The 26,056-nt window shown below is 71.1% G+C and carries 26 protein-coding genes; 10 read left to right on the top strand and 16 right to left on the bottom strand.

Features of this window, described 5'->3' with window-relative positions; translation table 11 throughout:
* Positions 1-24: 24 nt before the first annotated feature.
* On the bottom strand, positions 25-306 hold the full coding sequence (locus GA0070619_RS16470) for a hypothetical protein (RefSeq protein ID WP_088948900.1): 282 nt from the start codon (positions 304-306) through the stop codon (positions 25-27).
* Positions 307-1,337: 1,031 nt separating this feature from the next.
* Between GA0070619_RS16470 and GA0070619_RS16465 the strand changes: the two genes are divergently transcribed.
* Positions 1,338-1,772: a VOC family protein gene (locus GA0070619_RS16465; protein ID WP_088948899.1), complete on the top strand. Its 435-nt coding sequence runs from the start codon at positions 1,338-1,340 to the stop codon at positions 1,770-1,772.
* A gap of 27 nt (positions 1,773-1,799) precedes the next feature.
* On the opposite strand, the gene GA0070619_RS16460 is transcribed toward GA0070619_RS16465, so the two are convergent.
* The 8 genes from GA0070619_RS16460 to GA0070619_RS16425 all read right to left on the bottom strand — a co-directional run bounded on the left by GA0070619_RS16460 (position 1,800) and on the right by GA0070619_RS16425 (position 8,888).
* The gene (locus GA0070619_RS16460; RefSeq protein ID WP_197699541.1) at positions 1,800-2,804 is read right to left on the bottom strand and encodes a hypothetical protein; all 1,005 of its coding nucleotides are present in this window, start codon (positions 2,802-2,804) and stop codon (positions 1,800-1,802) included.
* 97 nt (positions 2,805-2,901) lie between these two features.
* Positions 2,902-3,795: a nitroreductase family protein gene (locus tag GA0070619_RS16455; protein ID WP_088948897.1), complete on the bottom strand. Its 894-nt coding sequence runs from the start codon at positions 3,793-3,795 to the stop codon at positions 2,902-2,904.
* Complete coding sequence (locus tag GA0070619_RS16450; protein ID WP_088948896.1) at positions 3,792-4,877, bottom strand: hypothetical protein; 1,086 nt, start codon at positions 4,875-4,877, stop codon at positions 3,792-3,794. The genes GA0070619_RS16455 and GA0070619_RS16450 overlap by 4 nt, the downstream gene beginning before the upstream one ends.
* Entirely contained in the window at positions 4,874-5,320 is a 447-nt protein-coding gene (locus GA0070619_RS16445; RefSeq protein WP_088948895.1) for a DUF4188 domain-containing protein, read from the bottom strand. Before GA0070619_RS16445 ends, GA0070619_RS16450 begins: the two co-directional genes overlap by 4 nt.
* Positions 5,317-6,858 (bottom strand): phenylacetate--CoA ligase family protein, encoded by a 1,542-nt coding sequence (locus GA0070619_RS16440; protein WP_088948894.1) that lies wholly within the window; start codon positions 6,856-6,858, stop codon positions 5,317-5,319. Before GA0070619_RS16440 ends, GA0070619_RS16445 begins: the two co-directional genes overlap by 4 nt.
* Positions 6,859-6,938: 80 nt before the next feature.
* Positions 6,939-7,694 carry an MBL fold metallo-hydrolase gene (locus tag GA0070619_RS16435; RefSeq protein ID WP_088948893.1) on the bottom strand — a complete coding sequence of 252 codons (756 nt, stop codon included), beginning with the start codon at positions 7,692-7,694 and terminating at the stop codon, positions 6,939-6,941.
* 38 nt (positions 7,695-7,732) lie between these two features.
* Positions 7,733-8,215, bottom strand: a complete 483-nt coding sequence (locus GA0070619_RS16430) for a nuclear transport factor 2 family protein (protein ID WP_088948892.1) — start codon at positions 8,213-8,215, stop codon at positions 7,733-7,735.
* Positions 8,205-8,888, bottom strand: coding sequence for a pyridoxamine 5'-phosphate oxidase family protein (locus GA0070619_RS16425; protein ID WP_088948891.1), 684 nt, complete (start codon positions 8,886-8,888; stop codon positions 8,205-8,207). Before GA0070619_RS16425 ends, GA0070619_RS16430 begins: the two co-directional genes overlap by 11 nt.
* A gap of 110 nt (positions 8,889-8,998) precedes the next feature.
* Here GA0070619_RS16425 and GA0070619_RS16420 point away from each other — a divergent pair, with 110 nt between their 5' ends.
* Positions 8,999-9,517, top strand: coding sequence for a CGNR zinc finger domain-containing protein (locus tag GA0070619_RS16420; protein WP_088948890.1), 519 nt, complete (start codon positions 8,999-9,001; stop codon positions 9,515-9,517).
* A 59-nt stretch (positions 9,518-9,576) separates the two neighbouring features.
* Here GA0070619_RS16420 and GA0070619_RS16415 read toward each other — a convergent pair whose 3' ends face one another.
* Positions 9,577-10,521, bottom strand: a complete 945-nt coding sequence (locus GA0070619_RS16415; protein ID WP_088948889.1) for an acyltransferase domain-containing protein — start codon at positions 10,519-10,521, stop codon at positions 9,577-9,579.
* 47 nt (positions 10,522-10,568) lie between these two features.
* Positions 10,569-11,447, bottom strand: coding sequence for an IclR family transcriptional regulator (locus GA0070619_RS16410; protein ID WP_088948888.1), 879 nt, complete (start codon positions 11,445-11,447; stop codon positions 10,569-10,571).
* A 160-nt stretch (positions 11,448-11,607) separates the two neighbouring features.
* On the opposite strand from GA0070619_RS16410, the gene GA0070619_RS16405 reads away from it, so the two are divergent.
* From GA0070619_RS16405 to GA0070619_RS16395, 3 genes are all read left to right on the top strand, one after another.
* A complete protein-coding gene (locus tag GA0070619_RS16405; RefSeq protein ID WP_088948887.1) occupies positions 11,608-12,819 on the top strand; it encodes a fumarylacetoacetate hydrolase family protein in 1,212 nt (403 codons plus the stop codon).
* Positions 12,816-14,333, top strand: coding sequence for an aldehyde dehydrogenase family protein (locus GA0070619_RS16400; protein ID WP_088948886.1), 1,518 nt, complete (start codon positions 12,816-12,818; stop codon positions 14,331-14,333). The genes GA0070619_RS16405 and GA0070619_RS16400 overlap by 4 nt, the downstream gene beginning before the upstream one ends.
* Positions 14,334-14,436: 103 nt before the next feature.
* Positions 14,437-16,164 (top strand): IlvD/Edd family dehydratase, encoded by a 1,728-nt coding sequence (locus GA0070619_RS16395; protein ID WP_088948885.1) that lies wholly within the window; start codon positions 14,437-14,439, stop codon positions 16,162-16,164.
* Positions 16,165-16,228: 64 nt separating this feature from the next.
* Here GA0070619_RS16395 and GA0070619_RS16390 read toward each other — a convergent pair whose 3' ends face one another.
* Together GA0070619_RS16390 and GA0070619_RS16385 are read right to left on the bottom strand one after the other, a co-directional pair.
* On the bottom strand, positions 16,229-17,683 hold the full coding sequence (locus tag GA0070619_RS16390) for an alkaline phosphatase PhoX (RefSeq protein WP_088948884.1): 1,455 nt from the start codon (positions 17,681-17,683) through the stop codon (positions 16,229-16,231).
* Between the two features lie 122 nt (positions 17,684-17,805).
* A complete protein-coding gene (locus GA0070619_RS16385) occupies positions 17,806-18,351 on the bottom strand; it encodes a CGNR zinc finger domain-containing protein (protein ID WP_088948883.1) in 546 nt (181 codons plus the stop codon).
* A 45-nt stretch (positions 18,352-18,396) separates the two neighbouring features.
* Between GA0070619_RS16385 and GA0070619_RS16380 the strand changes: the two genes are divergently transcribed.
* Together GA0070619_RS16380 and GA0070619_RS33115 are read left to right on the top strand one after the other, a co-directional pair.
* A complete protein-coding gene (locus GA0070619_RS16380) occupies positions 18,397-19,608 on the top strand; it encodes an MFS transporter (protein WP_088948882.1) in 1,212 nt (403 codons plus the stop codon).
* Between the two features lie 372 nt (positions 19,609-19,980).
* Complete coding sequence (locus GA0070619_RS33115) at positions 19,981-20,289, top strand: hypothetical protein (protein WP_197699540.1); 309 nt, start codon at positions 19,981-19,983, stop codon at positions 20,287-20,289.
* 24 nt (positions 20,290-20,313) lie between these two features.
* Here the strand turns inward: GA0070619_RS33115 and GA0070619_RS16370 are convergent, their stop codons facing one another.
* The 3 genes from GA0070619_RS16370 to GA0070619_RS16360 form a co-directional block, all read right to left on the bottom strand.
* Positions 20,314-21,528: an RNA polymerase sigma factor gene (locus GA0070619_RS16370; RefSeq protein ID WP_172862052.1), complete on the bottom strand. Its 1,215-nt coding sequence runs from the start codon at positions 21,526-21,528 to the stop codon at positions 20,314-20,316.
* Positions 21,528-21,944: a YciI family protein gene (locus tag GA0070619_RS16365; protein WP_088948881.1), complete on the bottom strand. Its 417-nt coding sequence runs from the start codon at positions 21,942-21,944 to the stop codon at positions 21,528-21,530. Before GA0070619_RS16365 ends, GA0070619_RS16370 begins: the two co-directional genes overlap by 1 nt.
* Before the next feature lie 140 nt (positions 21,945-22,084).
* Positions 22,085-23,035, bottom strand: a complete 951-nt coding sequence (locus tag GA0070619_RS16360; RefSeq protein WP_088948880.1) for an NADP-dependent oxidoreductase — start codon at positions 23,033-23,035, stop codon at positions 22,085-22,087.
* A gap of 379 nt (positions 23,036-23,414) precedes the next feature.
* Here GA0070619_RS16360 and GA0070619_RS16355 point away from each other — a divergent pair, with 379 nt between their 5' ends.
* The 3 genes from GA0070619_RS16355 (at position 23,415) to GA0070619_RS16345 (ending at position 26,052) form a co-directional block, all read left to right on the top strand.
* Positions 23,415-24,137: an alpha/beta fold hydrolase gene (locus GA0070619_RS16355; RefSeq protein ID WP_231927063.1), complete on the top strand. Its 723-nt coding sequence runs from the start codon at positions 23,415-23,417 to the stop codon at positions 24,135-24,137.
* 233 nt (positions 24,138-24,370) lie between these two features.
* Positions 24,371-24,886 (top strand): SigE family RNA polymerase sigma factor, encoded by a 516-nt coding sequence (locus tag GA0070619_RS16350; protein ID WP_088948879.1) that lies wholly within the window; start codon positions 24,371-24,373, stop codon positions 24,884-24,886.
* Entirely contained in the window at positions 24,883-26,052 is a 1,170-nt protein-coding gene (locus tag GA0070619_RS16345; protein WP_088948878.1) for a lipase chaperone, read from the top strand. Before GA0070619_RS16350 ends, GA0070619_RS16345 begins: the two co-directional genes overlap by 4 nt.
* Positions 26,053-26,056: the final 4 nt, after the last annotated feature.

The raw sequence follows: 26,056 nt of genomic DNA, 5'->3' as shown, positions 1-26,056 counted from the left end.
TTGTGGACGGGGCGCTTGGTCGGTTCAGCCAAGTTGCGGGTCGAAAGCCGATCGGTCCTCGTGAGCCGTCGACGCCGAAGTGGCTACCTCGATCCGGGGTGACCGATCCGGCGGAAGGTGGGCGGGGTCGGCGATCACGACAACATCCACTTCACCGTCGATCATCTGCTGCTCGACGGTCTCCCAGGGTGCCCGGACGATTCCCTTCAACCGGTAGTCGTGTCGACGAAGGTGTGCGAGACACATCGCGACGGCGGGCTCCGACGGTTCGATGTCGGCGGGGATCCAGACAACGGCTATTTCCATGATCTCTCCTGATCAACGTCGTGGACGCGGCTGACTGATCAGGGGTTGCCGTGGCGGCGGAGGGCCCCGCTCCACGGGCCGGCTGGTGGCGCGCATGTCGACGGTGGCGACAGTGAGCCCCCGGGACAGCGGCGAGATGCGTGGCGGACATTCAGCCGCCGACGTCGGAGAATCGACACCGCTGGCGCCGACGCCCGCGGGTGCGGACGCGACAGCCAGCACGAATGCCGGCAGCCCCGACTCGGGGCGAGCCGGTGGGCGCGGCGTCGGCGCGGGGACCGCGATCATCGCCACCTGCGTGTGACCCGCCGTCCGGGCCCGATCCCGCGCGCGGCGTTCGACGCTGCCGTGGGGGTCGCCCCGGGACACCGTCGCCGTCCCGGAGGTCGACGGTGCTGGCGGTGCCGACGGCGACGGTGGCGAGGCAGCCCGGGAAGCCGAGGCGGACGGGACGGGGGCGGTGGGCGGCGAGGACGACGACGGCACGCCTGTTCGCCGGGTCGGTATGGCGGCCGGAAGCCTGGCCGACGTCGAAGGCAGGGGGATGGCTGGCGGCAGCGGCAGGGGAGTGGCTGACGGCAGGGGCAGGGGAGTGGCTGACGGCAGCGGCAACGGCAGGGGGACGGACAGCGGCGACTCGACCACGTCGGGCAACAACGCCTCGATGAGATTCGGTGAAGTGGCGGCCGTCGCGGGGTGGGGACCGGTCGGCACTGGCACCGGCACCGGCAGTGGCGACGTCGAGTCGGCGCGAGCGGGGTCAGCGCCGAGAGCCGCGCCCAGTGCCACCGCACCGAGCGCGACCGCGGGCAGGCTGTGCCTCAGGCGCATCGCACAGGGAGCCGTGTCGCCAGCCGCGCCCGGTCCGAGTCACCGGTCCGGCACCGCTGGCCGAGCGGTCGCTCCTCGCTCCCTGTCGTGCGTTCCATCTGCGTTGCTTGCCCCCGGAAAACGCGGGCTACACCTTCCGTCGCGCCGCACCTGGTCAGAGGCCCGTCCACTGATGACGACGCACCCTCTATGGTGGACCGATGGCGACGGTAAGGCAGGTCCAAATCACCTTCGACTGCGCGGAACCTGAGCGCGTCGCTCGTTTCTGGTGCGAGGTGCTGGGCTACGTCGTACCGCCCCCGCCCGAGGGGTTCGCCTCCTGGGAGGAGGTCGATCGCACGCTGCCGCCCGAGCGTCAGGGTGCCGCGTTCGCGTGCGTCGACCCCTCGGGTGTGGGCCCTCGACTGTTCTTCCAGCGCGTTCCCGAAGGCAAGGTCGTCAAGAACCGGGTGCACCTCGACGTGCGGGTCGGCACCGGGCTGGTGGGTGAGGAGCGCCTGGCCGCACTGGAGGCGGAATGCGCGCGACTGATCCCCCTCGGCGCGGCACGTGTGCAACTGCTGCGGGCCGACGGCGAGAACGAGTCGTGCCTCGTCATGCAGGACGTCGAGGGCAACGAGTTCTGTCTCGACTGAGAGCGCCGGGGACGCGTCGGTCAGGCGTCACACCACGGGATCGCGCGGTGGCGGCGGCTGACGGAGAGCGTCGCCGATGATCACGGGCCTGCGCCGTGCCACCCCCGCGAGGAGGTCCGCGACCTGGACGCGCGGATCGTCACGGGAGTCGACCATGACGAGCCCAGCCAGGGGTGACACTCCATCCGGCAGAGCCCAGGTCGTGTCGGCTGCCGCCGACGGTGCGCCACCTCCGGCCATCATCCGCTGGAGGCGGGTCAGTCGATCGGCCGTCAGGGCACTCTGCTCGTCGTGGGTCACCAGCACCTGCCGCTGACCGCCGCTCCAGGACAGGACCGTTTCCGCCAGCGCCGGCAGCAGCGGTTCCAGCGGTGGGGGCACCGACCGGTCGTCGTCGAGCCGGGCCACCACGGCCCGCACATGGCCCGGGTCGAGCCCGTCGAGGACGGCGTCGGCCGCCGCGCCGAGCCTGTGGTGCAGCAGCGCGTCCCGGGCCTGGAAGAACCGCTGTACCGACTGCCGCACCGGCACCCGCCGCTTCATCCGGACGAGGTCGACGAACGCCGCCAGGAAGGCACCCCAGTCGCTGCCGGCCGAGTATCTGGCCGTGTAGAGGGCGAGAGCGGTCGGCCGCTGGTCGAGGGCCAGCCGGGTGCCGGCCGCGTACGACGGCTCGGCCAGCAGGAAGTCGACGATCCGGGTGACGAGGAAGAACTCCTTGTCGATCAGGTGGACGTGCGCGCGACCGGTCAGCGCGGTCAGGAACCACTCCAGGGCTTCGTCGGCACCCGAGCCGCGCAGGAACCGCCCGGACTTGAGCTCGTGTGGTGAGAACCGGAACCCCGACCGCAGCTCGGTGATGAGCGCGACGGCCTCGTCGACCACCAGGTCGACACTCGCGTGCGTTATCACCGGAGCGGTCGAGTGCAGCAGGTTGGTGCCCGAGAATCCCGACTCGTCGCAGGCGATCTCCACGACGGCGCCCACCACCGCGTCACGCAGCGGCATCCCGCCCTGAAGTGGCGATCTCACCCGTGAGCTCCCGCCATGCCGACCATGGTCACGCCTGCGCCCGCACAGGACAACCCGATTGTGTACGGCAGGGCGAGGTGACCGGCCGGGAGGGGCGCTATTGTCGCGCCGAGCGGACCGGCTCGGCGAGGGGCCGGCCGACGCGGAACACCGCGAGCGGTTCGCCGCCCACCCGCTCAGCCAGCCGGCTGGCGGTCGCCGGGCAGTCGACGAGTTGGCTGAGTGGATGGACCGACAGGCCGTGCCGGGCGAGCGTCAACCACGTACGCAGCAGACGCCGGCCTGCGGCGATACGGTCGCCATCGTCGGCGAGCAGCACCAGGACGCTGCCGTCGTAGCGCAACAGACCGCGGCCGCTGGCGGCCAGCAGCGCCGGGAGGCCCAGCCGGCGGGTGACCGGGTACGCGCGAAGCGCGGCGGACAGGAACCGTGCCTCGAACCAGGACAGGGTGAGCGCCCGGTCGGTGAGTCCGTCGAGGTGGTAGCGAGGGTGGGCCGGGTTCAGCCGCAGCCACTCACGTAGCTCGACCGCGACGGCCGGCGTGCCGAAGAGCCACCGGTCGGCGACCACCAGGTCCGACACGAGATCCCGGGTCGGGACGTGCGCGATGCCGGGGCCGAGTTCGGCGATGACCGCGGCGTCGACGCACCCGGGCGCGTACGGGCCACGGGCGACCCGGCGGGACTCGACGTCGGCGATGGTGAAGGGAGTCGCGTAGCGGTCCGCTGCGGGGACCAGTCGAGGGCCGGGGGCCGCGGTGACGGTGAGACCGAGTTCGGCGGAGACGATGAGGCACGTCTCGACGAACGCGCCGATGCCGAGGGCCAGGTCCCGCCCGGTCGGGTCGGAGTCGGGCAGGCTGCGGGCAGGATCGACGCCGATGGTGATCTCGTCCGGGTGGTACTCCGGTCGCCAGGGCTGCGTGTTGTGCGCGCTCGGTGCCCGGCGGCAGATCGCCTCGTTGGCTCGCAACCGCTCGACCCAGCTCACGCGACCGCCGCCTTCTCGTAGAAGGTGTACCCGTGCAGTGGCCGGCCGCCGGCCCGTCGGTACTGGGCGGCCGAGGCGATGTTCGTCCGTTCGACGAAGGTGCTGCGCAACGTGCGGTAGCCGAAGCTGGCGAGGTTGCGGTGCAGCTCCCGGGACAGCAGCGTCAGGTACCCCTTGCCCTGCTCGTCGGGCACGGTGCCCTTGATGATGAGGACGGCGTCGCTGCGGTAGCGGCGGCGGGTGGCGAGCAGCCGGAGCTGTTTGGGTATACCGAGCCGGCCACCGACGCGCATGAGGTATTCGGAGATGTCCGGCACGGTGACGACGAACGCGACCGGCCTGCCGGCCTTCTCCAGCCAGAGGAGCAGCGCCTCGTCCAGCAGGAACGCGAGACCGTCGGTCTGCTCCGCCAGCTGCTCGGCGGAGATGTCTGTGTAGTAGCCGAGTTGCGCGAAGCTCGCGTTGAGCATTCGCCGCAGGATCGGCAGTTGGCCGCGTAGACGCCACCGGGAGCCGTGCCGGACGACGAGCTGTTCGGCGGCGATCCGGGCGTCGTCGAAGACGAAACCGTGGTCCTGGTCCGCGACGGCCGTGCCGTAGACGTCGACCAGCCAGGTGTCGGCCTCGAAGCGACGGTGGAAGCCGTGCCGTTCGTACATGTGCGGGTAGTAGGCGGGGTTCCACGCGGAGTCCACGAAGCCGCGGTCGGCGAAGCCCGAGGTGATCACCCCGCCGGTCTGGTTGGGCAGCAGTGCCACCGGCCCGAACAGTGGCCGACCGTCGGCCCGGGTCTCGACCGCGTCCATGATGGCGGCGAAGACGTCGTCGTCATCGACGAACTCGGTGTGCCCGAACAGCTGTCGGGGGCCCACCTTGGCGTCGAAGGCGGCACTGCGGTGCATGCTGGTGCGCCCCACGACCACACCGTGGCGGTCGCGGACCAGGAACAGGTCCGCGGTGCGGCGGTGGGCCGCGATGACCGACGACAGCAGGGGTACGTACCGGTCGCTCGGGTGCAGCCGCAGCGGGAAGTCGACGAAAGCCCGCAGGTCGGCCCGGGACCGCACCGGATCCAGTCTCATCCGCGGTGCACCGGTGGGCCGGCCGTCTCGGTGGAGAGCGGGGTGAAGGTCGGTATGTGCGCCATGCCGTCCGACTCGGCGCGCCAGATGCCGTTGCTGTAGCCCTCGGGCTCGGCGTTGTACAGGCGGATGTAGCCACCGGTCGCGTTCGTGGTGCCGTGATCGGTCACCCAGCACATGAGGTCGCGGTGGTGGCGGCTGCGGGCGAACGTCAGCAGTGCGTCGCGGTCGCAGAAGAAGGCGATGGTGCCGAGCGTGAAGGGAAACTGGTAATACACGGTGTGCCAGCGGTACCCCTTCATCCGTCTCATCTGCCGGACCATCCGGAACCAGGTCCGGGTGAGGGTGAAGATCGAGCGCGGCCCCCGATAGCGGGTGGCCCCGACGAACATGGCGGTCGCCTGGCCCACCGGGGGAGCCGCGGAGAAGTCGGTGGTCCTCATGCCGGCACGCCCCTCACCAGGTAGACGTTCTTGATCGTGGAGCCTGCGCCGGCGAACGGGCCGGTGCCGTACTCGTGGATCTCCACCCGCAGGTCGGCTGCGGACGGGTCCTCGGCGAGGGACTCGGCGAAGTCCCGACTGACCTCGGCGAGGTGACGCAGCACCCCCGCACGGCAGGTGTGGACGAGGGCGCGCCGCTCGTCGGGGCCGAGCGCCACGCCGTCGCGAAGTTGCAGGTTGACCACCGGTCGACTCTCCAGGTCGGCCTGCTCGACCACCTGGAGGCAGAAACTCTGCAGCAGGTGCGCCTGGGGGTTGCCGGTGTAGAGGCCGTACTCGACGTCCTGCGGGTAGATGTTGGCGCCCATGTAGGAGATCGTGCTGTCCTTGCGGCCGTACAGGAACAGCAGCGGCAGCCGCATCCGGTCGACCTGCCAGGCGCGGTCCGCGGCGGCACGCGCGGCGGGGTCGGTGATCGCGGCCACGACATCGGGGTACGAGATCAGCCGGCCCTCGTCGCCGATGTTGTAGCGGACCCGGGGATTGAGCACCGCCGTCGAGTTGATGGTGCAGAGCACCTCGTTGTCCGCAGTGGTCTCCAGGTAGGTCTCCAGCGGGTTGTACTGGAAGATCATCGGCAGCCGGTGCTCGTCGGCGCCGAGCAGGGTGGCCCGCAGTGCGGCGTCGGTCCGCAGTCGTCGACGCACCCAGACGCTGAAGTCGCTCTCCCCGGCGATGCCGATGGTGAGATCGCTGGCCCCGTAGCCGGAGCGCACCTTCAGGAAACGTTCCTGGAGGTAGTCGCGCAGCGCCTCGGTCATCCCCTCGCCGCCGACGAGACCGCTGATGCGGTAGTCGGCCCACGGGAAGTCCTCGGCGTCGAGCTTGTCGCGCAGGTGCTTGAGGAACGGCGGGTACGCGGTCACGATGTAGTCGAAGCCGGGCCCGAAGTAGCGCAGGGTGTCCGCGATCTTCTGGAGGTCGGGCCCGGTGTTCTTCACCATCGCGATGGTGGACATGGCGATGCCGGTGTTGGTGCCGGTGGCCCAGGCGCCCATCGAGTACGCGTTGATGACGAACCGCCGCTTCGACGGGAACACCATGGTCGCGTAGCCGGCCAGGTTCTTGTGCACCGATCGCAGCTCACGGCGGCTGCGGATCCAGTTGAACGGTTGCCCGGACGAGCCCGACGACTCGTCGACCACGCTGCCGGCGATCTCGATCTCACCGTGCCGACAACGCTGCGCCTCCGGGTACGCCTGCACGTACGACCGCTTGTCGGTCGGGGGGTACGACGACAGGTCGAACCACCGGAACCGCCAGTTGCCACGGCGCAGGAAGTCGCCGTACGCGGGGACGTCGATCGCGGCGAACTGGCACGTCATCCAGGCGTGCAGCCGGGCGAAGTGACCCATGTACGGGCGGTATTGACGTGCCGTGAGCCGCCACACCGCCGGATGGATCCGGTAGAGCGTGTAGAGCCAGGTCAGAGCGAAGCTCGAGGATCGCAGCGTCCACCGGCGCAGGAAAGTGACCACGCGGCAACGCTATCGAGCCGCTGGGGCAGGCGCCTGACGGCGGGTACTCAGGCGTCGTTGAGTACGTTGTGGACTCTTCGTCAGACGGTCGTCGAGTCGCCGGGACGCAGGTCGACGAGCAGATTCCGCACGCCGGCCTCCTCGAAGGCCCGTACGACGTCGTCGGCATCCTGGGTGTAGTGCCCCCAGCCGTCCTGGTGAACAGGGATCACCGCTCGGGCGCCGAGCAGGGCCGCCGCTCGGGCCGCCAGGTCAGCCGTCAAGGTGAGGAACCCGTCTCCGCGTACGGCGATCCGGGCCGCACCGAGATTGAGGAACGCGATCTCGATCGCCGGAAACTGCTCCGCGACGACCGCCACGACGTCGAGGGAGGCGTTGTCACCGCTGACGTAGACCGTTGGCCAGTCGGTCGCCTCCAGCACGAAGCCGACCACCGGCCCGTTGTGCACGCCGATCTCCGGCGTTCCGTGCAGCGCCGGAACCGCCGTGACGCGGATGTCGCCGGTCTCGGCGTGCGCGAACGGCCGGAGGCCGACCGCACCGGCGCCGAGATTCGGTGCCCCAGCGGCGGTGGTGAACACCCGTGGGGCCCGGCGGGCGAACTCCCGCCCGGAGATGTCCAGGTTGTCGATGTGGTGCTCGTGCGACACGAGCACCACATCGACCTGGCCGAGGTCCTCGGGCGCTGCGCTCGGGCCGGTGAGCTTGGTCGCCGTCACAGGGCCGTTCTGGTACGTCCGCGGATCGTCGAAGGTCGGGTCCAACACGACGCGCGAGCCCGCGTAGTCGAACACTGCCGTCGGGCCGCCGACGGAGCGTACGGTCAGCTTGTTCATGGTTTTTCTCCCTGGTCTTGCCGTGGTGCCGGCGGTTGTCACCGCAGCGGTATGTCGGTGTCGTCGCCTGGGGGCCTCCGCCCGTGGATGCGGCGCTCCTCGGCGGAGATGGGGACGTCGTTGATGCTGGCCTCCCGGCGGGCCATGTAGCCGCGCTCGTCGAACTCCCACTGTTCGTTGCCGTAGCTGCGCCACCATTGGCCGGTGGCGTCGTGCCACTCGTACTGGAACCGCACGGCGATACGGTTTTCGTGGAACGCCCACAGTTGTTTACGGAGCACGTAGTCGAGTTCGCGTTCCCACTTGTCGGTCAGGAACGCTTCGATCTCGTGGCGGCCGGTGAGGAAGGTCGACCGGTTGCGCCAGATGCTGTCGGGTGTGTAGGCGGCGGCCACGCGCTGCGGGTCGCGGGTGTTCCAGGCGTCTTCGGCGGCCTGCACCTTGATTCGTGCGGTTTCGGCGTCGAACGGCGGCAACGGGTGCCGCGGCGGCGCGTTCGGGTCGGGGGCGTCAGTGCTCATGGCTGTCCCTGTCTCGCTGATCGTCGGGTAGGGCGTGGCCGTGCAGTTGTTCGCGTAGGGCGTGGTTGTCCGCGCGCAGGCGTGTCAGTTCGTCGCGTATCGGCGCGAGCGCGTCCGCGAGTTCCGCCTCACTGAAGCGGGGCGTGATGTGTTGCGGGCAGTTCCAGTCGTAGCCGTGCACGTCGACGGTGATCAGCCGTTCCACCTTGCCCGGCTGCCCGAGCACGTTCAGCCTCTCCAGCAGGCCCTCGGATGCCCGGTCCCGGACGTCGGTAACGCGGGCCGTGCCGATGATCTTGAGTCGCTGCTGGTGGGCGTAGTCCATGAGCAGCAGCGACACCCGCGGCGAGGTGCCGAGGTTGCCGACCGACAGGTACTGCCGGTTGCCGCGCAGATCGGCCCAGCCGAGCACGCTGTGCCCGTCGGTGGGGTCGAGAACGCGCAGGAAGCCGGGCGGCCCACCGCGGTGCTGCAGATACGGCCAGCCGTTCTCGCCGACGGTGGCGAGGTAGAAGCTGTCGCGTTCGGCGATGAAGGCGGTCTCGTCGGCGCCGAGCATCGCGTCCGTGTCCCAGCCGGCGACCATGCGCGCGATGGCGGGGCGGCTGCCGTAGCGCTGCTGCGCGGCGACCACCGAGGCGCTGGTCAGTTCCTGTAGGTAGCGATGTGGCATGGCGGACGCCCTCCGAACTCGGGTCTAACCCCCTTGGCTTAGTTAGCCGGTTAGAAGGTACGCCGCCCTGCCTAACCTGTCAAACGGCGAACGGTGGTAAGGTTGGCCCCATGACACGTCGGCCGCTGGTGGGCGAGCCCCTCGCACTGGACCTGGTCAACACCGAGTGGGTCGAGCGGGGCCGCATGGTCGACCTGTTCGACGAGCCCGACGGGCTGCGAGGCTGGCTCGCCGAGCACCGACTGCCGGGGGAGCCCGCGTCGGTGGAGGTGCCGCTGCGCGAGGCGCGCGCGGCGCTGCGTCGGGTCCTGGAGCAGCCCGGCGAGGACGCCGAACGGGCGGTCAACGCGATCCTCGCCCGTGGCGCCTCGCGCTACACGCTCCGGCAGGGGGCCGTGCAGGAGCACCAAGACGTCGACACCGACTGGCTTCCGTCCTGGCAGGCGGCCGTCAACTACCTGGAGTTGCTTCGCCAGCAACCCAACCGCATCCGTCCCTGCGGCAACCCCGCCTGCGTCCTGCATTTCTACGACACGTCGCGAAACGGCACCCGACGCTGGTGCTCAATGGACGGTTGCGGCTCTCGCGCCAAAGCGGCCCGCCACTACCACCGGCATCGCGTCACCTGAGCACGCGGGGCGTCGGTGGCTGTCGTCGGCCGCGCTCTCGTCGGCCGCCAGGTGCCTGGTCAGATCGGGAAGCGACCGCGGCGCCACTGCCAGTGCCGGCCGGCCTTCAGGTGGTCGACGATCGCGCGCTGGAGCACGCTGCCGCGTGGCAGCTCGTCGAGCGGCGTGGTGAGGCTGCGGAACGCGAACCGCAGCACCTCCACGTCGGCGTCGGGCCCCTCCTGCTCGTCGTAGGGCTCCAGCTCGAACCTCCGCTGGAACCGGACGATGTTGGAGTCCTCGGGCAGGTATTCCCGCAGCTGCGGGTCGAGCAGCCAGGAGCCGCAGGCGAAAGCGGTGTATTGCTCGTCGGGAAAGTGGCGGGGGAAGAACGCGCGGGCCTCGTCGAGCGACGCCGCGACCGCCTCCGGGGTCAGCGGTCCCGACTCGGGGATGTGCAGGTCGATGGCGCTGCCACCGCGCTGGTGCTGCAACCGCCCCAGCTCGTACAGGCCACCGCGCGCGTGCAGGGTCAGCCAGCTCTGCATCACCGGCCAGCCCTCGCCGCGCATCCGCCGGTCGACAGTGAGGTTGCGGCCCAGGTCCGCCAGGGTCACCCAGGACACGGCGTCGGCGATGCCGTGATCGCGGTGGTACGCCGTGACGACGTCGACCATGGCCAGGTACGCGTACACGTAGAGATGCCGCCACGCCGGGCCCCGCTCGCGCGGCAACTCCGGCCCCGGCGACAGCCAGCCGTGGCCGCCGAGGTCGGCGCGGACCAGGGCGATCGACCGGTCGAGCAGCCAGCGCAGCTCTGGGGTCCAGTGTGGTGAGTCGGGGTCGGGCCAGCCGGCCATGATCTCGGTGGTGTCGTCCGACCGCACCGCGAGCCGGCCGAGGATCGCGCGCGCGTCGGCCTTGTCGGGCAGCGGCGCCGACGGCCGGTCACCGGCGAGTTGGTGCACGCGTTCGACGTCCTCGACGGGCACCCCGAGTCGGGCGGCGGTCTCGTCCAGATCCACGGCCGCGATTCTAACGGTCACCGGGGCCGCCCTCGTGCCCTCTTTCCTTAGCTGGTTGTGTTCGTCAGACGGTCGTCGTCGACCGAGCCGTCAGTGCCCGCGGGTGACGGAGGTGTGTAGCCCAGTTCGGACGAGATCTGGTCCGCGGTCCTCAGCAGGAGTGGAAGGCCGCTCTTCAACTGGTCGAGGCTCGCGATGACCTCGATCGCCGTCATCGAGGCGGCGGCGATGACCTGCCCTCGTGAATCCCTGACCGGTGCGGCGACACACATCACGTACGCGTCGTGTTCGCCGTTGTCCGTGGCCCAGCCCTGCTCCCGGATGCGGCCCAACTCGGTCGCGAGCGACTCGGGGTCGGCGAAGGTGGTGTCGGTGAACCGCTCGAAGACGACGGGGGACAGGAGGCGGTCGCGCTCCTCCTGGGGTAGGTAGGCCAGGATCGTCTTGCCGACGGCGCTCGCATAGATCGACACCGCGCGGCCCACCCGGGACGGCAGCTTGACGGCGTCGAACGCCGGGCTGTCCACCTTGTCGATGTAGATGATCTCGTCACCGGTCAGTTGCGCCAGGTGCACGGTGTGGCCGGTCTGGCGTTGCAACGCACGCAGGTGTGCGGCGGCGAACTGACGTAGGTCCATCGAGCCGAGCGCGAGCTCGGACAGCTCGATCACGCCACTGCCGAGCACATAGGTGCCCGCGCCGGTCCGGCGCACGAAGCGCGCGGACTCCAGTGTCTGGAGGATGCGCAGGGCCGTGGACTTGTGGACGCCGAGCACGTCCGCCGCCTCCGTGAGCGACAGCGGGTGCTCCGCCGACCGACGGACGAGGTCGATCGCACGGCGAATCGATTGCGCCAAGGCCCTGTCTCCCTCCGCGCGGCGGAGCATGACCGCCACTGCGATTGCATAATACGCAATGAGGGTCATGCCATGCGCAACCAGCGCTTGACAGCGTTGCACATGGCGCTACGATCGTTGCAATTTCACACGCCTGACGCTGACTCGTATCCACTCCGGATGTACCAGGACGCCGTCTGTGACATCCGCCCCGGGGCGAGCAATCCTTCTTCGACCTGGGGAGCGGCTCATGACGGTGCCACGGCCCCGGCGCACGACCCCGGGCGCGGGCTGGGTCGGCACCGCCGTCGAGGCGCTGCCGGACGACGCCGACGACAGCGTCCTCGTCGGCCGGATCTGGGACCCGTCCGTCGACGGACCCTCGCCCGTGACCGTCCGAAACGGCGAGGTCTTCGACATCAGCCGTCGGTTCCCGACCGTCCGGGACATCTGCGAGCTTCCCGACCCCGCCGCGACGGTGGCCGGGCTCGACGGGCCGCGGGTGGGCGACCTCGGGGAGATACTGGCCAACACCGAGGCCGCGACCCGCGACCGTACGCGGCCCTGGCTGCTCGCCCCGGTCGACCTTCAGGTCCTCAAGGCCGCCGGCGTGACCTTTCCCGTCTCGATGATCGAACGCGTCATCGAGGAACGGGCCCGGGGAGACCTGGCGCTCGCGGGGGACATCCGGCGCCGAATGCTCGCCGACGTCGGTGTCGACCTGCACAGCCTGGCTCCGGGCTCGGCGGAGGCGGAGCGGCTCAAGAGTCTGCTGGTGGCCGAGGGCATGTGGAGTCAGTACCTGGAGGTGGGGATCGGCCCGGACGCCGAGATCTTCACCAAGGGTCAGATCCTGTCCGCCGTCGGCACCGCCGTTCCGGTCGGCGTGCTGGCCGCGTCGACCTGGAACAACCCGGAGCCCGAGGTCACGCTCATCGTCCAGTCCAGTGGCCGGATCGTCGGAGCCACCCTCGGCAACGACGTGAACCTGCGGGATGTGGAGGGCCGGTCGGCGCTGTTGCTTCCGCTGGCGAAGGACAACAACGCCTCGTGTGCCCTCGGCCCCCTGATCCGGCTCTTCGACGACCGGTTCGGCATGGATCGGGTCCGCGAACTCGAGGTCAGCCTGGAGGTCCGCGGGTTGGACGGTTTCCTCCTGGAGGCGGTCTCCGAGATGACCCGGATGTCGCGGGACCCGGAGGACCTCGTGCGGCAGTTGATCGGCCCGCACCACAGCTATCCCGACGGTGCCGCCCTGATGCTCGGCACGATGTTCGCGCCCATCCAGGACCGGGACCGCGCCGGTGAGGGCTTCACCCACAAGGTCGACGACGTCGTACGGATCAGCTGTCCGGCACTCGGCACCCTGGTCAACCGGGTGTGGCACGCGGAGGAGTGCGAGCCCTGGCACTTTGGCGTCCGCGATCTGATGGGCAATCTGGGGAGGAGAGGGCTGCTGTGAACGTGGTCAACACTGTCGATCCGCGCGACGGTCGGCGTCGCGCGACCGATCTCAGCGAGACGGACGAGTCTCGGCTGGAGGTTGTCGTCGGCCAGGCGTCCCGTGCCGCGCAGTGGCTCTCCGGCCTGGGCAGAATCGGCAGGGCGGAGATGCTGGACCGCATCGCCGAGTCCCTGGAGTCCCGTCGCGCGGACCTGGTCGCCGTCGCGGAGGCGGAGACCGGCTTGAGCCGGGCGCGGCTCGAAACGGAGCTCACCCGGTCGGCTCTCCAGTTCCGTATGTTCGGCGACGTCCTGCGCGACGGCGGGTACGTCGAGGCGGCCATCGACCACGCCGCCGACACCCCCATCGGGCCCGGCCCTGACCTGCGGCGGATGCTCGTGCCCCTCGGGCCGGTCGCCGTCTTCGGAGCCAGTAACTTCCCCTTCGCCTTCTCGGTTGCCGGAGGCGACACCGCCTCCGCGCTCGCCGCGGGTTGTCCCACGGTCCTGAAGGCCCACCCGTCGCACCCGCTGACGTCGCACGCCTCCGCCGACGCGATCGGGTCGGCCATTCGCGACCTGGGCGGGCCTGACGGCGTGATCACCACCGTGTACGGAGAGCAGTCCGGTCGGTCGCTGGTGCGCCACCCCGCGATCCGCGCGGTCGCGTTGACGGGCTCCGTCGGCGCCGCCCGGGCCATCCAGGCGGCCATCGACGAACGACCCGACCCGATTCCCCTCTACGCCGAGCTGAGCAGCGTCAACCCGATCGTCGTCCTGCCCGGCGCGGCCGCCGACCGGGCAGACGCGATCGCCGAAGGGCTGTTCGTCTCCTTCACGGCCTCGGGTGGTCAGCTGTGCACCAAGCCTGGTCTGGCGTTCATCCCGGCGGATCCGGGCGGTGAGCACCTGGTCGACAGGCTGCGGGGGAGGGTCGCCTCGGCGGGCGGCACGGTCCTGTTGAACGAGCGCATCCGGGACGCCTATGAGAGCGGCGCGACGGCTTTCGAGCAGGCCGGCGCGCGTGTCTCGGCCCGGCCCCAGGTCGAGCCCGGCGAGGGCTTCACCGTCGCGCCGACCCTGCTGGAGGTCGACCTGCCGGGACTCACCGCCGAGATCGCCGGCGAGTGCTTCGGACCGCTCATGGTCGTGGTCCGGTATCGCGACGTCGCCGAACTCGACGCCGTGCTGGCGACCGTCCCGCCGTCACTGACCGGTTCCGTCCATCGTGGACCCGACGATGACGCCGATGCGGTGCGCGGGCTGGTCGACGTGCTCGCCGCCCGCTCGGGTCGGATCGTCTTCGACGGCTATCCCACCGGTGTCCGCGTGTCGTGGGCTCAGCACCACGGCGGGCCCTGGCCGTCGACCAACGCCGTGCACACCTCGGTGGGCGCCACGTCGATCCGGCGGTTCCTCCGTCCGCTGGCGTGGCAGGACGCCCCAGAGTGGATCCTCCCCGACGAGCTTCGGGACGCGTACACCGCCATTCCGCGCCGAGTCGACGGGAAATTGGAACCGAAGGGGGAGTAGCCGCGCCGTCGGTCGCTCCCGCACGTGCCCCTGGTCCCGATGTCACCAGCCAGACCCGCCGGCTCGCAGACGCCGGGCGGGACGACGACAGGAAGGTGTGCCGATGTCGACGACGAATCCACCGCTGCGCAGCGGGCAGTGGTTCGGTGCGGAGGGCCGCAACGGGTTCATCCACCGGTCCTGGATGCGCAACCAGGGGTTCGCGGACGACGTCTTCGACGGTCGTCCGGTGATCGGCATCGCCACCACCTGGTCGGAGCTGACACCCTGCAACGCCCACCTGCGGGACCTGGCCGAATCGGTGAAGCGGGGCGTGTGGGAGAGCGGCGGCCTGCCCCTGGAGTTCCCCGCGATGAGCCTCGGCGAGCCCCTGATGCGACCCACCACCATGCTCTACCGCAACCTGCTGGCGATGGAGTTGGAGGAGTCGGTCCGGGCCAATCCGCTCGACGGGGTCGTCCTGCTCTCCGGCTGCGACAAGACCACTCCCGGTCTGCTGATGGGGGCGGCGAGCGTCGACCTGCCGACTCTGATGATGACCGGCGGCCCGATGCTCAACGGCAAGTTCCGCGGGCAGGACATCGGCTCGGGCACCGTCGTCTGGCGCTTCACCGAGGAGATGCGGGCGGGCCGGATGAGCGCGGCCGACTGCGCCGAGGCGGAGGTCGGCATGTCCCGCAGCCGGGGCCACTGCATGACCATGGGGACCGCCTCCACGATGGCCTGCGTGACCGAGGCGCTGGGCGTGCAACTCCCGGGGGCCGCCGCCGTGCCGGCTGTCGACTCCCGCAGGTACGCGCTCGCACACGCCGCCGGTCGCCGGATCGTCGCCATGGTCCAACAGGACCAACGGTTGTCCACGGTGCTCACCCGGCAGGCGTTCGAGAACGCCATCCGGGTCAACGCCGCGATCGGCGGTTCCACCAATGCCGTCGTACACCTGCTCGCCATCGCCGGACGCCTCGGCGTCCCCCTGTCCCTGGAGGACTTCGACACCCTCACCGCCGACGTGCCGATGCTCGTCAACCTCATGCCGTCCGGGGCGTACCTCATGGAGGACTTCGCCTACGCGGGCGGCGTTCCGGCGGTGATGGCGGAGATCGCCCCGCTGCTGAACATGGACCACGTCACCGTCAGCGGCAGGAGCGTGGCCGACAACATCACCGGCGCCCAGTGCTGGAACCGGGAGGTCATCGGCACCCTGGCCGAGCCGTTCCAGCCCGCCGGCTCCGGCACCGTGGTGCTGCGTGGGTCGCTCGCGCCGTCCGGGGCGGTGCTGAAGGTGTCCGCCGCCTCCGCCCAACTGCTCACGCACACCGGTCCCGCGCTCGTCTTCGACCGGATCGAGGACTATGTCGTCGCCGCCGACGACCCGGACCTGGACGTCACCCCCGACACGGTGCTCGTGGTCCGCAACGCAGGGCCGCGCGGCTACCCCGGTTTCCCGGAGGTGGGCAACGTACCGATGCCGCGACGGCTGCTCGCGGCCGGCATCACGGACATGGTGCGGATCTCCGACGCCCGAATGAGCGGCACCGGCTACGGCACCTGCATCCTGCACGTGGCCCCGGAGGCGGCCGTGGGCGGCCCGCTCGCGCTGGTGCGCACCGGCGACCTGATCCGCGTCGACGTCCCGTCGCGGAGCCTGGAACTCCTGGTCGACGACACCGAGCTTGTCCAGCGCCGGGCCGAGTGGCGGCCGCCGCCGCCGGTGGCCGACCGGGGATGGGTACGGCTGTACAGCGAGCACGTCCTCCAGGCCGACCAGGGCGCGGACCTGGACTTCCTCGTCGGCGGCAGCGGCAGCGCCGTGCCCCGTCACTCGCACTGAGGTGTGGACGCGGTGGGGGTCGGGCGGTTCCGCCCGACCCCCACCGATCGGCCCGAATCCGGGCTCAGCCCAGGTACTTCTCCCACGGGCCGGTGATGGCCAGGGTGAGGCCGGGGTCCTGCATGTTGACGAAGAGCACCCTGCCGTCGGCGGTGAAGGTCGGCCCGCAGAACTCCGAGTCGTTGAGCTGGTTGCGGGCGATCGCGTAGGTCGGGCCGCCCGGGACCGCGCTGAGCACGTGGGACGTGCCCTTGCCGTCCTCGGCGAGGACGAGACTTCCCCACGGGGTGACGGTCACGTTGTCCGGGCCGTCGAAGGTGATGTCGTTGTACCTGACCGGCGTCCCCTCCTCGGAGGCGCTCTGGTGCGGGAAGTACGTCACCAGCTGGATGGTCTGGGCCTTGTAGTCGTAGAACCAGACCATGCCGTCGTGCGGTGCCGCGTCCGCCGGCAGGTCACCCTCGTCCCAGGCGTACGAGTTGACCACGTACACGCCCTCGTCGGTGCCCCACACACCCTCGAACTTGCGCCCGCGGGTGACCTGGCCATCGGTGAACTGCTCGCGTACGGACCTGTCCCGCGCGTCGCGGTCCGGCACCTCGATCCACCGGACGGGGAAGGGGCGACCCAGCTGCGCGGAGGTCAGGTAGGCGACGTCCGGCAGCACCGAACCGTCGTCCATGATGATCTGCATCGCGGCGAGGACGCCGGCGTTGGGCGCGAGCCGGGTGAGCACGCCGGGACCGACCTTGACGCCGCGCGGCGCCGACCAGCGGTAGAAGAGGCCGTTGGGCCCGTCGGCGTCTTCGGAGAGGTAGATGTGGGTGCGGTCCTTGTCGACCGCCAGGGCCTCGTGGGAGTAGCGACCCAGGCACTTGATCGGCCTCGGGTCGGCGCTGCCGTCGGCCCAGACCTCGAAGACGTAGCCGTGGTCCTTCTGGTAGACGCCGGACCGGCCGTCCTCTTCCCACTCGTCGCCGGCCCGGTCCTCGGTCTCCTCGCAGGTGAGCCAGGTCCCCCAGGGGGTGGGCCCGCCGGCGCAGTTGGAGATGGTGCCGGAGAGGGCGACGAACTCACCCAGGTTGCGGCCCGCCCGGTCGGTCCTGATCACGGTGCATCCGCCGGCGTCGACGGCGCCCGGGTCGTACACCGTTCCCTTGACGTGCGGCACGCCGAACTCCGCGCCGGGGTCGATCTCGTGGTTCTGGATCAGGGTGTAGCGGCCGTTGCCGGCGTCGTAGACGGCCATGCCGTCGTGGTCGGCCGGGGTCATGCCCTGGCCACGGTCGAGCCGGGTCACGCCGGTCCGGGTGACCACTGTGTAGCTGAAGCCCTCGGGCAGGGCCAGGATCCCCTTCGGGTCGTCCACGAGCGGCGGGAAGGGCACGTGACCGGACTTGACCGGCGGGTGCGGCCGGCCCGGGCTGGCCTGGGCCAGCGACGGCAGGCCGCCGGCGACGGCAAGGCCAACGCCGGCGGCGGCGCTGCCAGCGAGGAAGGTACGACGAGAGGAAGGCACGGCGATCAGCTCCTGGTCAGGACAAGTGCGACGACTGGCAGCCAACTCCTGCGGGCGGACACCGAAACGTCGCCGACCGGATCGCTCGGTGACATCGGGGTGAAGAATCGGGGCCGCTGCCCTCAGGGGGCCGAGGTTCGCCGTCGACGGCGGTACGCGGCGGCCTTGGCGCGATCTCCGCAGCCGCGCATGCCGCACCAGCGTCGCCGCGAGCCTCGCGACCGGTCGACGAACGCTCGGGTGCAGTGCTCGTCGGCGCACCACCGGAGGGCGTGACGGTCGTCGCTGGCGTGCAACTCCAGGCAGTCGCGCGCGAGGACCGTCAGGACGGCGTCGGTGTCGCCCGTCTGGTGCACCCCGTCGACCTCCAGGCGCAGCTCGGGTAGCGGTCCAGCCGCGGCATCATTGACCAGCTCGCGATCGGCCGGGGCCGCGTCGGTGCCGTCGATCAGGGCTCCGACCAGGCGGAACATCGCCTCGCGGAGATCCTTGGCTTGCCCCAGAGCCGCATCGTCCACATGAGGGGGTTGCTCGACGACGCCAGCCTGAACGGCCCAGTCCGCGAAATCCTGCGGGGCCGTCAGCTGCTCGACGTCGGTGTGGCCGCGCTCGGCGAGCGTGGGAAGGAAGTCCAGTACCGGCCGGTCGGCAATGAACTCGAATCTCACGTCACCATCTTGACCGGTGACGCGACGCGATGCAAGAGTGGTTCGATGGCATCACCGGTTCAACAGGTGACGGCAACCGATCCCGGCACCCGCCGGCACGGCGCAGGGCTGGCCCACTACCTGGCCGCAGCGCTACTGGCGCGTACCGCCGACGAGGGCGCACGGGTGGCGCTGGTGCTCCTCGCCTTGGACCGGGCGGACAGCGCCGCCGTCGGGGGAACGCTGGTCGCGACCCTGCTGATTCCACACGTGGTGGCCGCACCGCTGGTCGGTGCGCTGGTGGACCGGTCGCGACGGCCGGCGGCCGTGCTCGCCGGCGCGATCACCGTCTTCGCCGGGGCCCTCGCGGCCCCGGTCGCCCTGCTCGGTCACGCGCCGCTGTGGCAGACCTACCTCGTCCTCGTGCTGGCGGGGTGCTGCGGACCGGCGGTGACCGGCGGGCTGACCAGCCGGTTGGCCGAGCTGGCGGGACCCGGGCACGAGGCTCGTGCCTTCGCGCTGGACTCGCTGTTCTACAACGTCGCCGGCATGGCCGGGCCGGCGGCGGTCGGGCTGGTCGCGGCGGCAGCCGGCCCGAGCACCGCCATCCTCGCGCTCGCGATCACCGCCGGACTCGGCGCACTCGGCGTCGCCTCCCTGCATCTGCCCACCTCCGACACCGTGGCGGCGCGGACACGAACCGCTGGCCTGTTCCACGGCACCCGCGCGGTCGCGTGCGATCCGGCCCTGCGCGTGCTCACCCTCGCGACCAGCTTCGGTCAACTGGGCCTGGGCGGTCTCGCCGTGGTCGCCACCACCCTGGCTGCCGCCGCGCACGAACCCACGCGCGCTGGCCTGCTGCTCGGCGTGATCGCCGCAGGTGCGTTCGTGGGCTCCCTGCTCTGGGCCTGGAGGCCGATGCCGGCCTCCCGCGCGCCGGTTGTGACGGTCTGGGCCATGGTCGCGGTCGGCGTACCCCTCGCGCTGGCGGCCGCCGTGCACTCCCTACCGCTGACCGCAGCGTTGTTTGCGCTGTCGGGGCTCTTCACCGGACCGTTCGCCGCAGCGCTGTTCCTGGCCCGGAACCAGTTGGCCACCGAGACGACCCGTACGCAGGTCTTCACCATCGGCGCCGGACTGAAGGTGGCGGCTTCCGCGATCGGTGCCGGTCTCCTGGGTCTCGCCTCCCACCTGCCGGTGAGCGCCCAACTGCTGCTGGTCGCCGCCTTTCCGATTGTCGCGGGGACAGCGGGCGGCGTACTGCTCCGCCGCCGGTAGCGGAAGGTGCCGCCTGGCAGGGCTGGCGTCACGGGCCCGACCCGGTGGAGTTGCCGTCCGCCTCGGTTCGCCGCTCGGCCGGAAATGGGGTTCGGTCGGGCTGGTTGGCTGGGGCAGGATGTCGCCATGATCGGGAGCTTGCCGAGTCGGATCCGGATGTGCGGGTTCGGGCGCGGGCGGCGGAAGCGGCGTGCCGTGAGGCGGTGTGGACCCGCCGGCTCGACGCCCTGAAGCGTCTGGCTCGATCGGCTCGGGCCGAGGTGCGGGCGGTGGCATTGACCGGGCTGGTCCGCGCGGGGCAGGACGCCGAGGTCGCCGCGTGCCTTGACGATGACGCGCCGTTGGTACGGGCGGTGGCCCGGGGATGGTCGGGTGGAGTTGCGCCGGGCCGGTTACCGGCTCCTGCGCGGCCGGGGTGTCGGCGTCGAGTTGCGCGCGGCGCTGATCCTGGCCGTCGACGCGGACCCACGCCTGGCCGAGCGGGGCACGGCCGACGCCACCCGGATCACCCGTGACGCGACACGGACAGCCTCGCACCGTGTCCCTCAGCCACCCTTGCGGGTGACGGGGACGGAGCACGCTGAGCTCGTCACCCTGGCCGCACGAGCGGCGGCGGCGCTCGGAGCGGAGACCAGCCAGCAGCTCACCGGCTGGCTGACGAGCAGCCGCCCCGGTGGGTGACGGCGCGGCGTCCAGGCTGCGGAGTCAGCTCAGCGCGGCCGCCTTGCGGAGCAGCACTGCGCGCTCGCGCTGGTTGGCACAGAGCCGAGCGGCCAGCTCCAGCTCGGCGCGCGCCTCGGGTCGGCGACCGAGACGGCTCAGCAGCTCCCCGCGTACGGTCGGGACCAGGTACGACCCGACCAGTCGGTTCGAGGCGACCAGATCGTCCACGATGGACAGGGCCTGCGCCGGCCCCGAGGCCATGGCCACGGCGACGGCCCGGTTGAGCTCGACCACCGGGGAGGGCGCGACCCGACCGAGTGCCTCGTAGAGCAGCACGATCCGGTCCCAGTCGGTCTCCTCGACGGAGGGCGCCGACGCGTGGGTGGCCGCGATGGCGGCCTGCAGACCATAGGGGCGGAGGCCGCGGGTCGATGCCCTGGCCAACGCCGCCAGCCCGCGGCGGATCGCCGCGCGGTCCCACAGTCGGCGGTCCTGGTCCTCGAGCAGGACCGGCGTGCCGTCCGCGGCGGTGCGGGCCGGGAAGCGCGCGGCCGTCAGCTCGCACAGCGCGAGCAGGCCGTGCACCTCCGGCTCGTCCGGCTGCAGCGCGGCGAGCGTGCGGGCCAGCCGGATCGCCTCGTACGCGACGTCGGGGCGCAGCAGCCGGTCGCCGGACGTGGCCGTCGAACCCTCGGTGAAGATCACGTAGAGGACGCTGAGCACACCACCCAGCCGTTCCCGGCGCTCATCGGGGGCCGGCAGCTCGAACGGCACCCGGGCCGCCGCGATCGTCTTCTTGCCACGGGTGATGCGGGCCTGCACGGTCGGCACGGGTACGAGGAACGCGCGGGCGATCTCCTCGGTGGACAGGCCGCCGACCACGCGCAGGGTCAGCGCCACCCGGGTCTCCGGGGAGAGCACCGGGTGGCAGCTGACGAACATCAGCGCCAGGATGTCGTCGTCGATCCGGTCGGGGTCGATCTCCGCGTCGACCGCGGGTTCGGCGGCCAGCAGGGCGTAACGGTCCCGTAGGGCGGCCCGGCGGCGGATCGCGTCGATCGCCCGCCGCCGGGCCGTGGCCATCAGCCAGCCGCCCGGATTGGCCGGAGAGGCACGGGGCCAGGACACCAGCGCCTCGGCCACCGCCTCCTGGGCCGCGTCCTCGGCCAGCCCGAAATCGCCGGTGAACCGGGTCAGCGCGGCGACGATCCGGGCCGACTCGATCCGCCAAACGGCCTCGATGTCGGCCGTACCCATCAGACCCGGCCGCTGCTCCCGTGCGAGGTCCCTTCCGTGACGAACTTCCCGCTGTCCTGCGGGACCTCGTCCTCACCGGGCACCCGACGGATCTCGATCTTGGATCCGGGAACCGAGGGAACCCGCTTGGCCCACTCGACAGCCTCCTGAATCGAGGCGACGTCGAGCAGGAAGAAGCCACCGAACAACTCCTTGGTCTCCCCGTACGGCCCGTCGGTGACCACCGGCGCCTCGTCGCCGAAGTGCACCACGACGCCCTGGCTCGGATCGTCCAACCCCTCGGCGGCGACGTAGACGCCGGCCTTGGCCGCCTCCTCGATGAATAGGCGGGTCGCGGTCATCAGCTCGTCGACGTTGGCCATCACGGCCGCGTTGGTCTCGTCGGTGCCCCGCATGATCAGCATGTACTGCGCCATCGCGTTCTCCTTCGTCCGGCGGGGCCGCCCGGCGGGCCTCGCACCCCCACGTCGAACGAGCGGCCCGCGGATCGACACGGCCCCTGAATAATCTCTCGCCGGGACGCAGCCTGCCCCTTCCTGCGATCCGTGTCCCGCCCTCAACCGCGAAAGCCGTCGACGGCGGGCAACTGTTCGTCCGCGACCTGGATGATCGTCTTGCCGGGTGTACGACGGTGGCGGGCGAACGCGGCGGCCGTCTCGGCCAGTGGTCGTACGGCGCCGACGACGGGGTTGAGCCGTCCGGTACGGAGGCGCTGGGCGAGGTCGGCCAGCCGGACGCGATCAGGTTCGACGACGAAGAAGATGGCTCGCCCGTCCCTGGGTTGCACGGTGGGCGGCATGGCGATGGTGACCAGTGTCCCGCCCGGGCGTACCAGTTCGGTCGACTGCGCGAGGATGTCGCCGCCGATGACGTCGAGCACCACGTCCACCTCGCCGACCTGTCGCAGATCGTCGGCGTCCAGGTCGACGAAGGTCTGCGCGCCGAGGGCGAGGGTGGCAGCACGGTCGTCGGCTCGGCCGGTGCCGATCACCCGGGCGCCCACCTCCCGGGCGAGTTGGACGGCGATCGAGCCGACACCACCCGCCGCGCCGTGGATGAGGACGGTCTGGCCGGTCGTGAGGTGGGCGTGGTCGAACAGTGCCTGCCATGCGGTCAGCCCGGAGATGGGCAGCGCGGCGGCCACGGTGTGGTCGATGTCGGCTGGGAGAGGGGCCAGGTTGCGGGCCTCCACCGCGGTGTACTCGGCCAGGGACCCGTTGCGGGCCCAGTCGGTCAGGCCGAACACCCGCTGGCCCACGCTGAGGCCGGTGGTCCCGTAGCCGAGTTCGACCACGACGCCGGACAGCTCGTGGCCGGGGATGCTGGGTGTCCGGTCGTGGCCGGCGCGGTCGGTCCACGTTGCCGGCCAGCCGAGCTCTCCGGGTGTGAAGCCTGCGGCGTGTACGCGCACGATGACGTCGTTCTCCGCGGCGTGCGGGTATGGCATGTCGGTCAGGGTGAGCCCATTGACGCCCGCGTCACGGTCTCGCACGGTGATCGCTCGCATACTCGGATCCTTCCCACAAGAGTTCGTCGGCTGGGAGCTTGAGTCCGGTCAGTGCGGCCAGGGCGACCGTGCCGTTCGTGGTCTCGGGTCGATTCTTCATCCCGTCGAACTGGACTCGCAGGAACTCGTTCCTGAAGTCCCCGCGCGGTGGACGCCGAGGTAGTCGCAGGCCGCGACCCTCGCCGGGTTCCCAGCTACGAGAGCATGCGACGGGTCTTCGCCAGGAAGCTGTCGATCACCCCCGCCGCCTACCAACGGCGGTTCGGGACGACTCGTCCGACCTGAACGGGACGTTTCCTGGTCGCAGGGTGGGTAATCAGCCGCGCCCACGTAGTCGGACGAGGCGTCCACCCGAGCCCGTCCTCAGGCAAAGGAGCCGATGGCCGTGTCAGACCAAGACGTCACCGTTGTCCTCGTTCACGGTGCGTTCGCCGAGTCGGCGAGCTGGAACGGTGTGATCGAGCGGCTCGGTGCGGCCTACAACGTGGTGGCCGCCGCCAACCCGCTGCGCAGCCTCGCCGGAGATGCCGCATACCTGCGGGACGTGGTACGAGGTGTCGGCGGACCGGTCCTGCTCGTCGGCCACTCGTACGCCGGAATGGTCATCACCGAGGCGGCGGCCGACGACCCGATGGTGCGTGCCCTTGTCTACGTCAATGCCTTCGCCCCGGAGACGGGTGAGTCGGCGCTGGCGCTGTCCGGCAAGTTCCCCGGCAGCACACTCGCCGACACCCTGGTTTCCTACCCGGTGGCGACCGGCGGCAACGAGGTGGCGATCGCCCAGAACGCCTACCACAAACAGTTCGTCCAGGACGTGTCCGGCAACGTGGCGGCGTTGATGGCCCGGACGCAGCGGCCGGTGACCGAGCAGGCGCTCGGCGAGGGCCTGGCGTCGACGACACCGGCGTGGAAGTTGTTGCCCAGCTGGTTCGTCTTCGGCGACCAGGACCACAACATCCCGGTCGCGGCGCACCGCTTCATGGCCGAGCGGGCTGACGCCCGCGGCGTCCGGGAGATCGTCGGCGCCTCCCACGCGATGACGGCGTCCCAGCCCGGCGAGGTCGCCGAGACCATCATCGAGGCGGTACGGGGAACGTCCTGAGCCCGAGCCGTTCCGTCACGCCCTGACGGATCGCGCACACGACGTCATCGACGATCTCGACGCACGGCCCCGCCGCCTGTTCGCAGCGCGGCGGGGCCGTTCTCGTCTGCCGATGAGGGACCCTTCTCCGACAGGCCGGTCGCCGGTGCTGACCTGGCACCCCGCCGAACTTCGGCGTCGACGCAACCTGTCGGTCGCCCGGACCCGTCGGGGGTGCGGAGGAGGGAGCCTCGATGGCGGATGCCGAGGGTGAGTTCGTGGAGTACGTCTCCGCGCGACTGCCGAGCCTGCATCGGACCGCGTTCCTGATGTGCGGCGACGCCCATCTGGCCGACGACGTGGTGCAGCAGACGATAACGGCGTTGTACGTGAACTGGCGTCGGGTCAGCCGGGTCGACAACGTCGACGCGTACGTGCACCGGATGCTGGTCCACAAGCTCGTCGACGAGAAGCGGTTGAGCTGGGCGAAGGTCCGACTGCTGGGGTCGATGCCGGAGCCCCGGCGCCCGCCGGTCCCACCGGACGACGAGCTGGTCGAACGGGACAGCGTGGTGAGCGCCCTCGCGCACCTGCCTCGCGGGCAGCGCACCGTCCTGGTCCTGCGGTTCCTGTGCGACCTGTCGCTGGCCGACACGGCGGCGGCGATGGGCTGCTCCGAAGGCAACGTGAAGTCGCAGACGGCTCGGGCGTTGGTGGCGGTCCGCCAGGTGCTCGGAGTCAGCGAGATGTCCGGGAGGAGTACGAAATGACGACGTTGGACGAGGAGCGCATCGCCGCGCTGCTGCGATCGGCGCAGGTTCCCGAGCCCCGGGTCGACGTGGGCCGCGCGGTCCGCGACGGCCGGCGTCGCCGCCGGCGTCGCCGCGTCGGGGGAGTCGCCGCGGTGACCGTGCTGGCCGGGCTCGGCGTCGTGGGCGTCGTCGAGCTGGACGGGCTCGCCAGCCCGAAGGCCCCGGCCAGGCCGGCCGTCGCGGCATCACCGACCGCCGTCGCGTCGGCCGCCGCCGCCCAGCCGGTCACCTGCGAGGCGTCGTGGTTACCGCAGCCGATCGGCGGTTCGGTCGCGGTGGCGAACGGCGTCGACCCCACCGGCCGGTACATCGTCGGTGACATCGGCACCGGGAACGAGGACGGGCGGGTCGTGCTGTGGACCGACGGCCGGGCCGGCGTCCTGCCGGCCAGCGCTCGACACGCGGCAGCGGTCAACGCGCGCGGCGACGTGGTCGGCACCGACGGCGGCGGTACGGGCTGGGTCTACCGGAACGGAAAGTTGCGCTTCCTGGCCACCCCGCCCGGCTACCAGGCGGTCCTCGTGTACGCGGTGAACGGCCGGGGTGACATCGCCGGCACCGCCAGCGGAGCCGGCGAGTCCCGCCAGGCCGTGCTGTGGTCGGCGGACCGCCCGCAGGAGTACCGGCTGATCGGGCGGCCGGGCTCGGCCGCGACCGCGATCACCGAGGACGGCACTGTCGTCGGCTCGATGGATCGCCTGCCCTACCGGTGGACGCCGGAGGGCACCGGGGCGGCTCTGGCGGTGCCCGACGGCTATCCGCACGCCTCGGTCGACTCCGCGCACGGCGGGTGGGCGATCGGCATGGTTCCCGGCGAACGGAAGGGCGGCGCCGTGCAGATGTTGCCGGTGCGGTGGAATCTGAGCACCGGCGCGGTGACCCTGCTGCCGTTCCCCGGGGCGAGCGGGATCGCCGGCACCGGCGACCTGCTGGTCGACGATGGTGCGCCGCTGGTCGTCGCCCCGGACGGCACGTCCCGTCGGTTGCCGGGTCGGCCCGAGGTCCGCGCGACCGAGGCGGGCACGTACACGGCCAGTGGGATCAGCGACGACGCTCTGACCGTGGTCGGTGCCGTCTACGAGAACGAGGCGTACCGGCCGTTGGTGTGGCGCTGCCGCCGTTAGCGGG

Origin of the sequence: Micromonospora zamorensis (assembly GCF_900090275.1) — a bacterium.
Taxonomy (GTDB): Bacteria; Actinomycetota; Actinomycetes; order Mycobacteriales; family Micromonosporaceae; genus Micromonospora; species Micromonospora zamorensis.
Note: the sequence above shows the minus strand (reverse complement) of the source record. Positions and strands in the feature narration are given on the sequence as shown.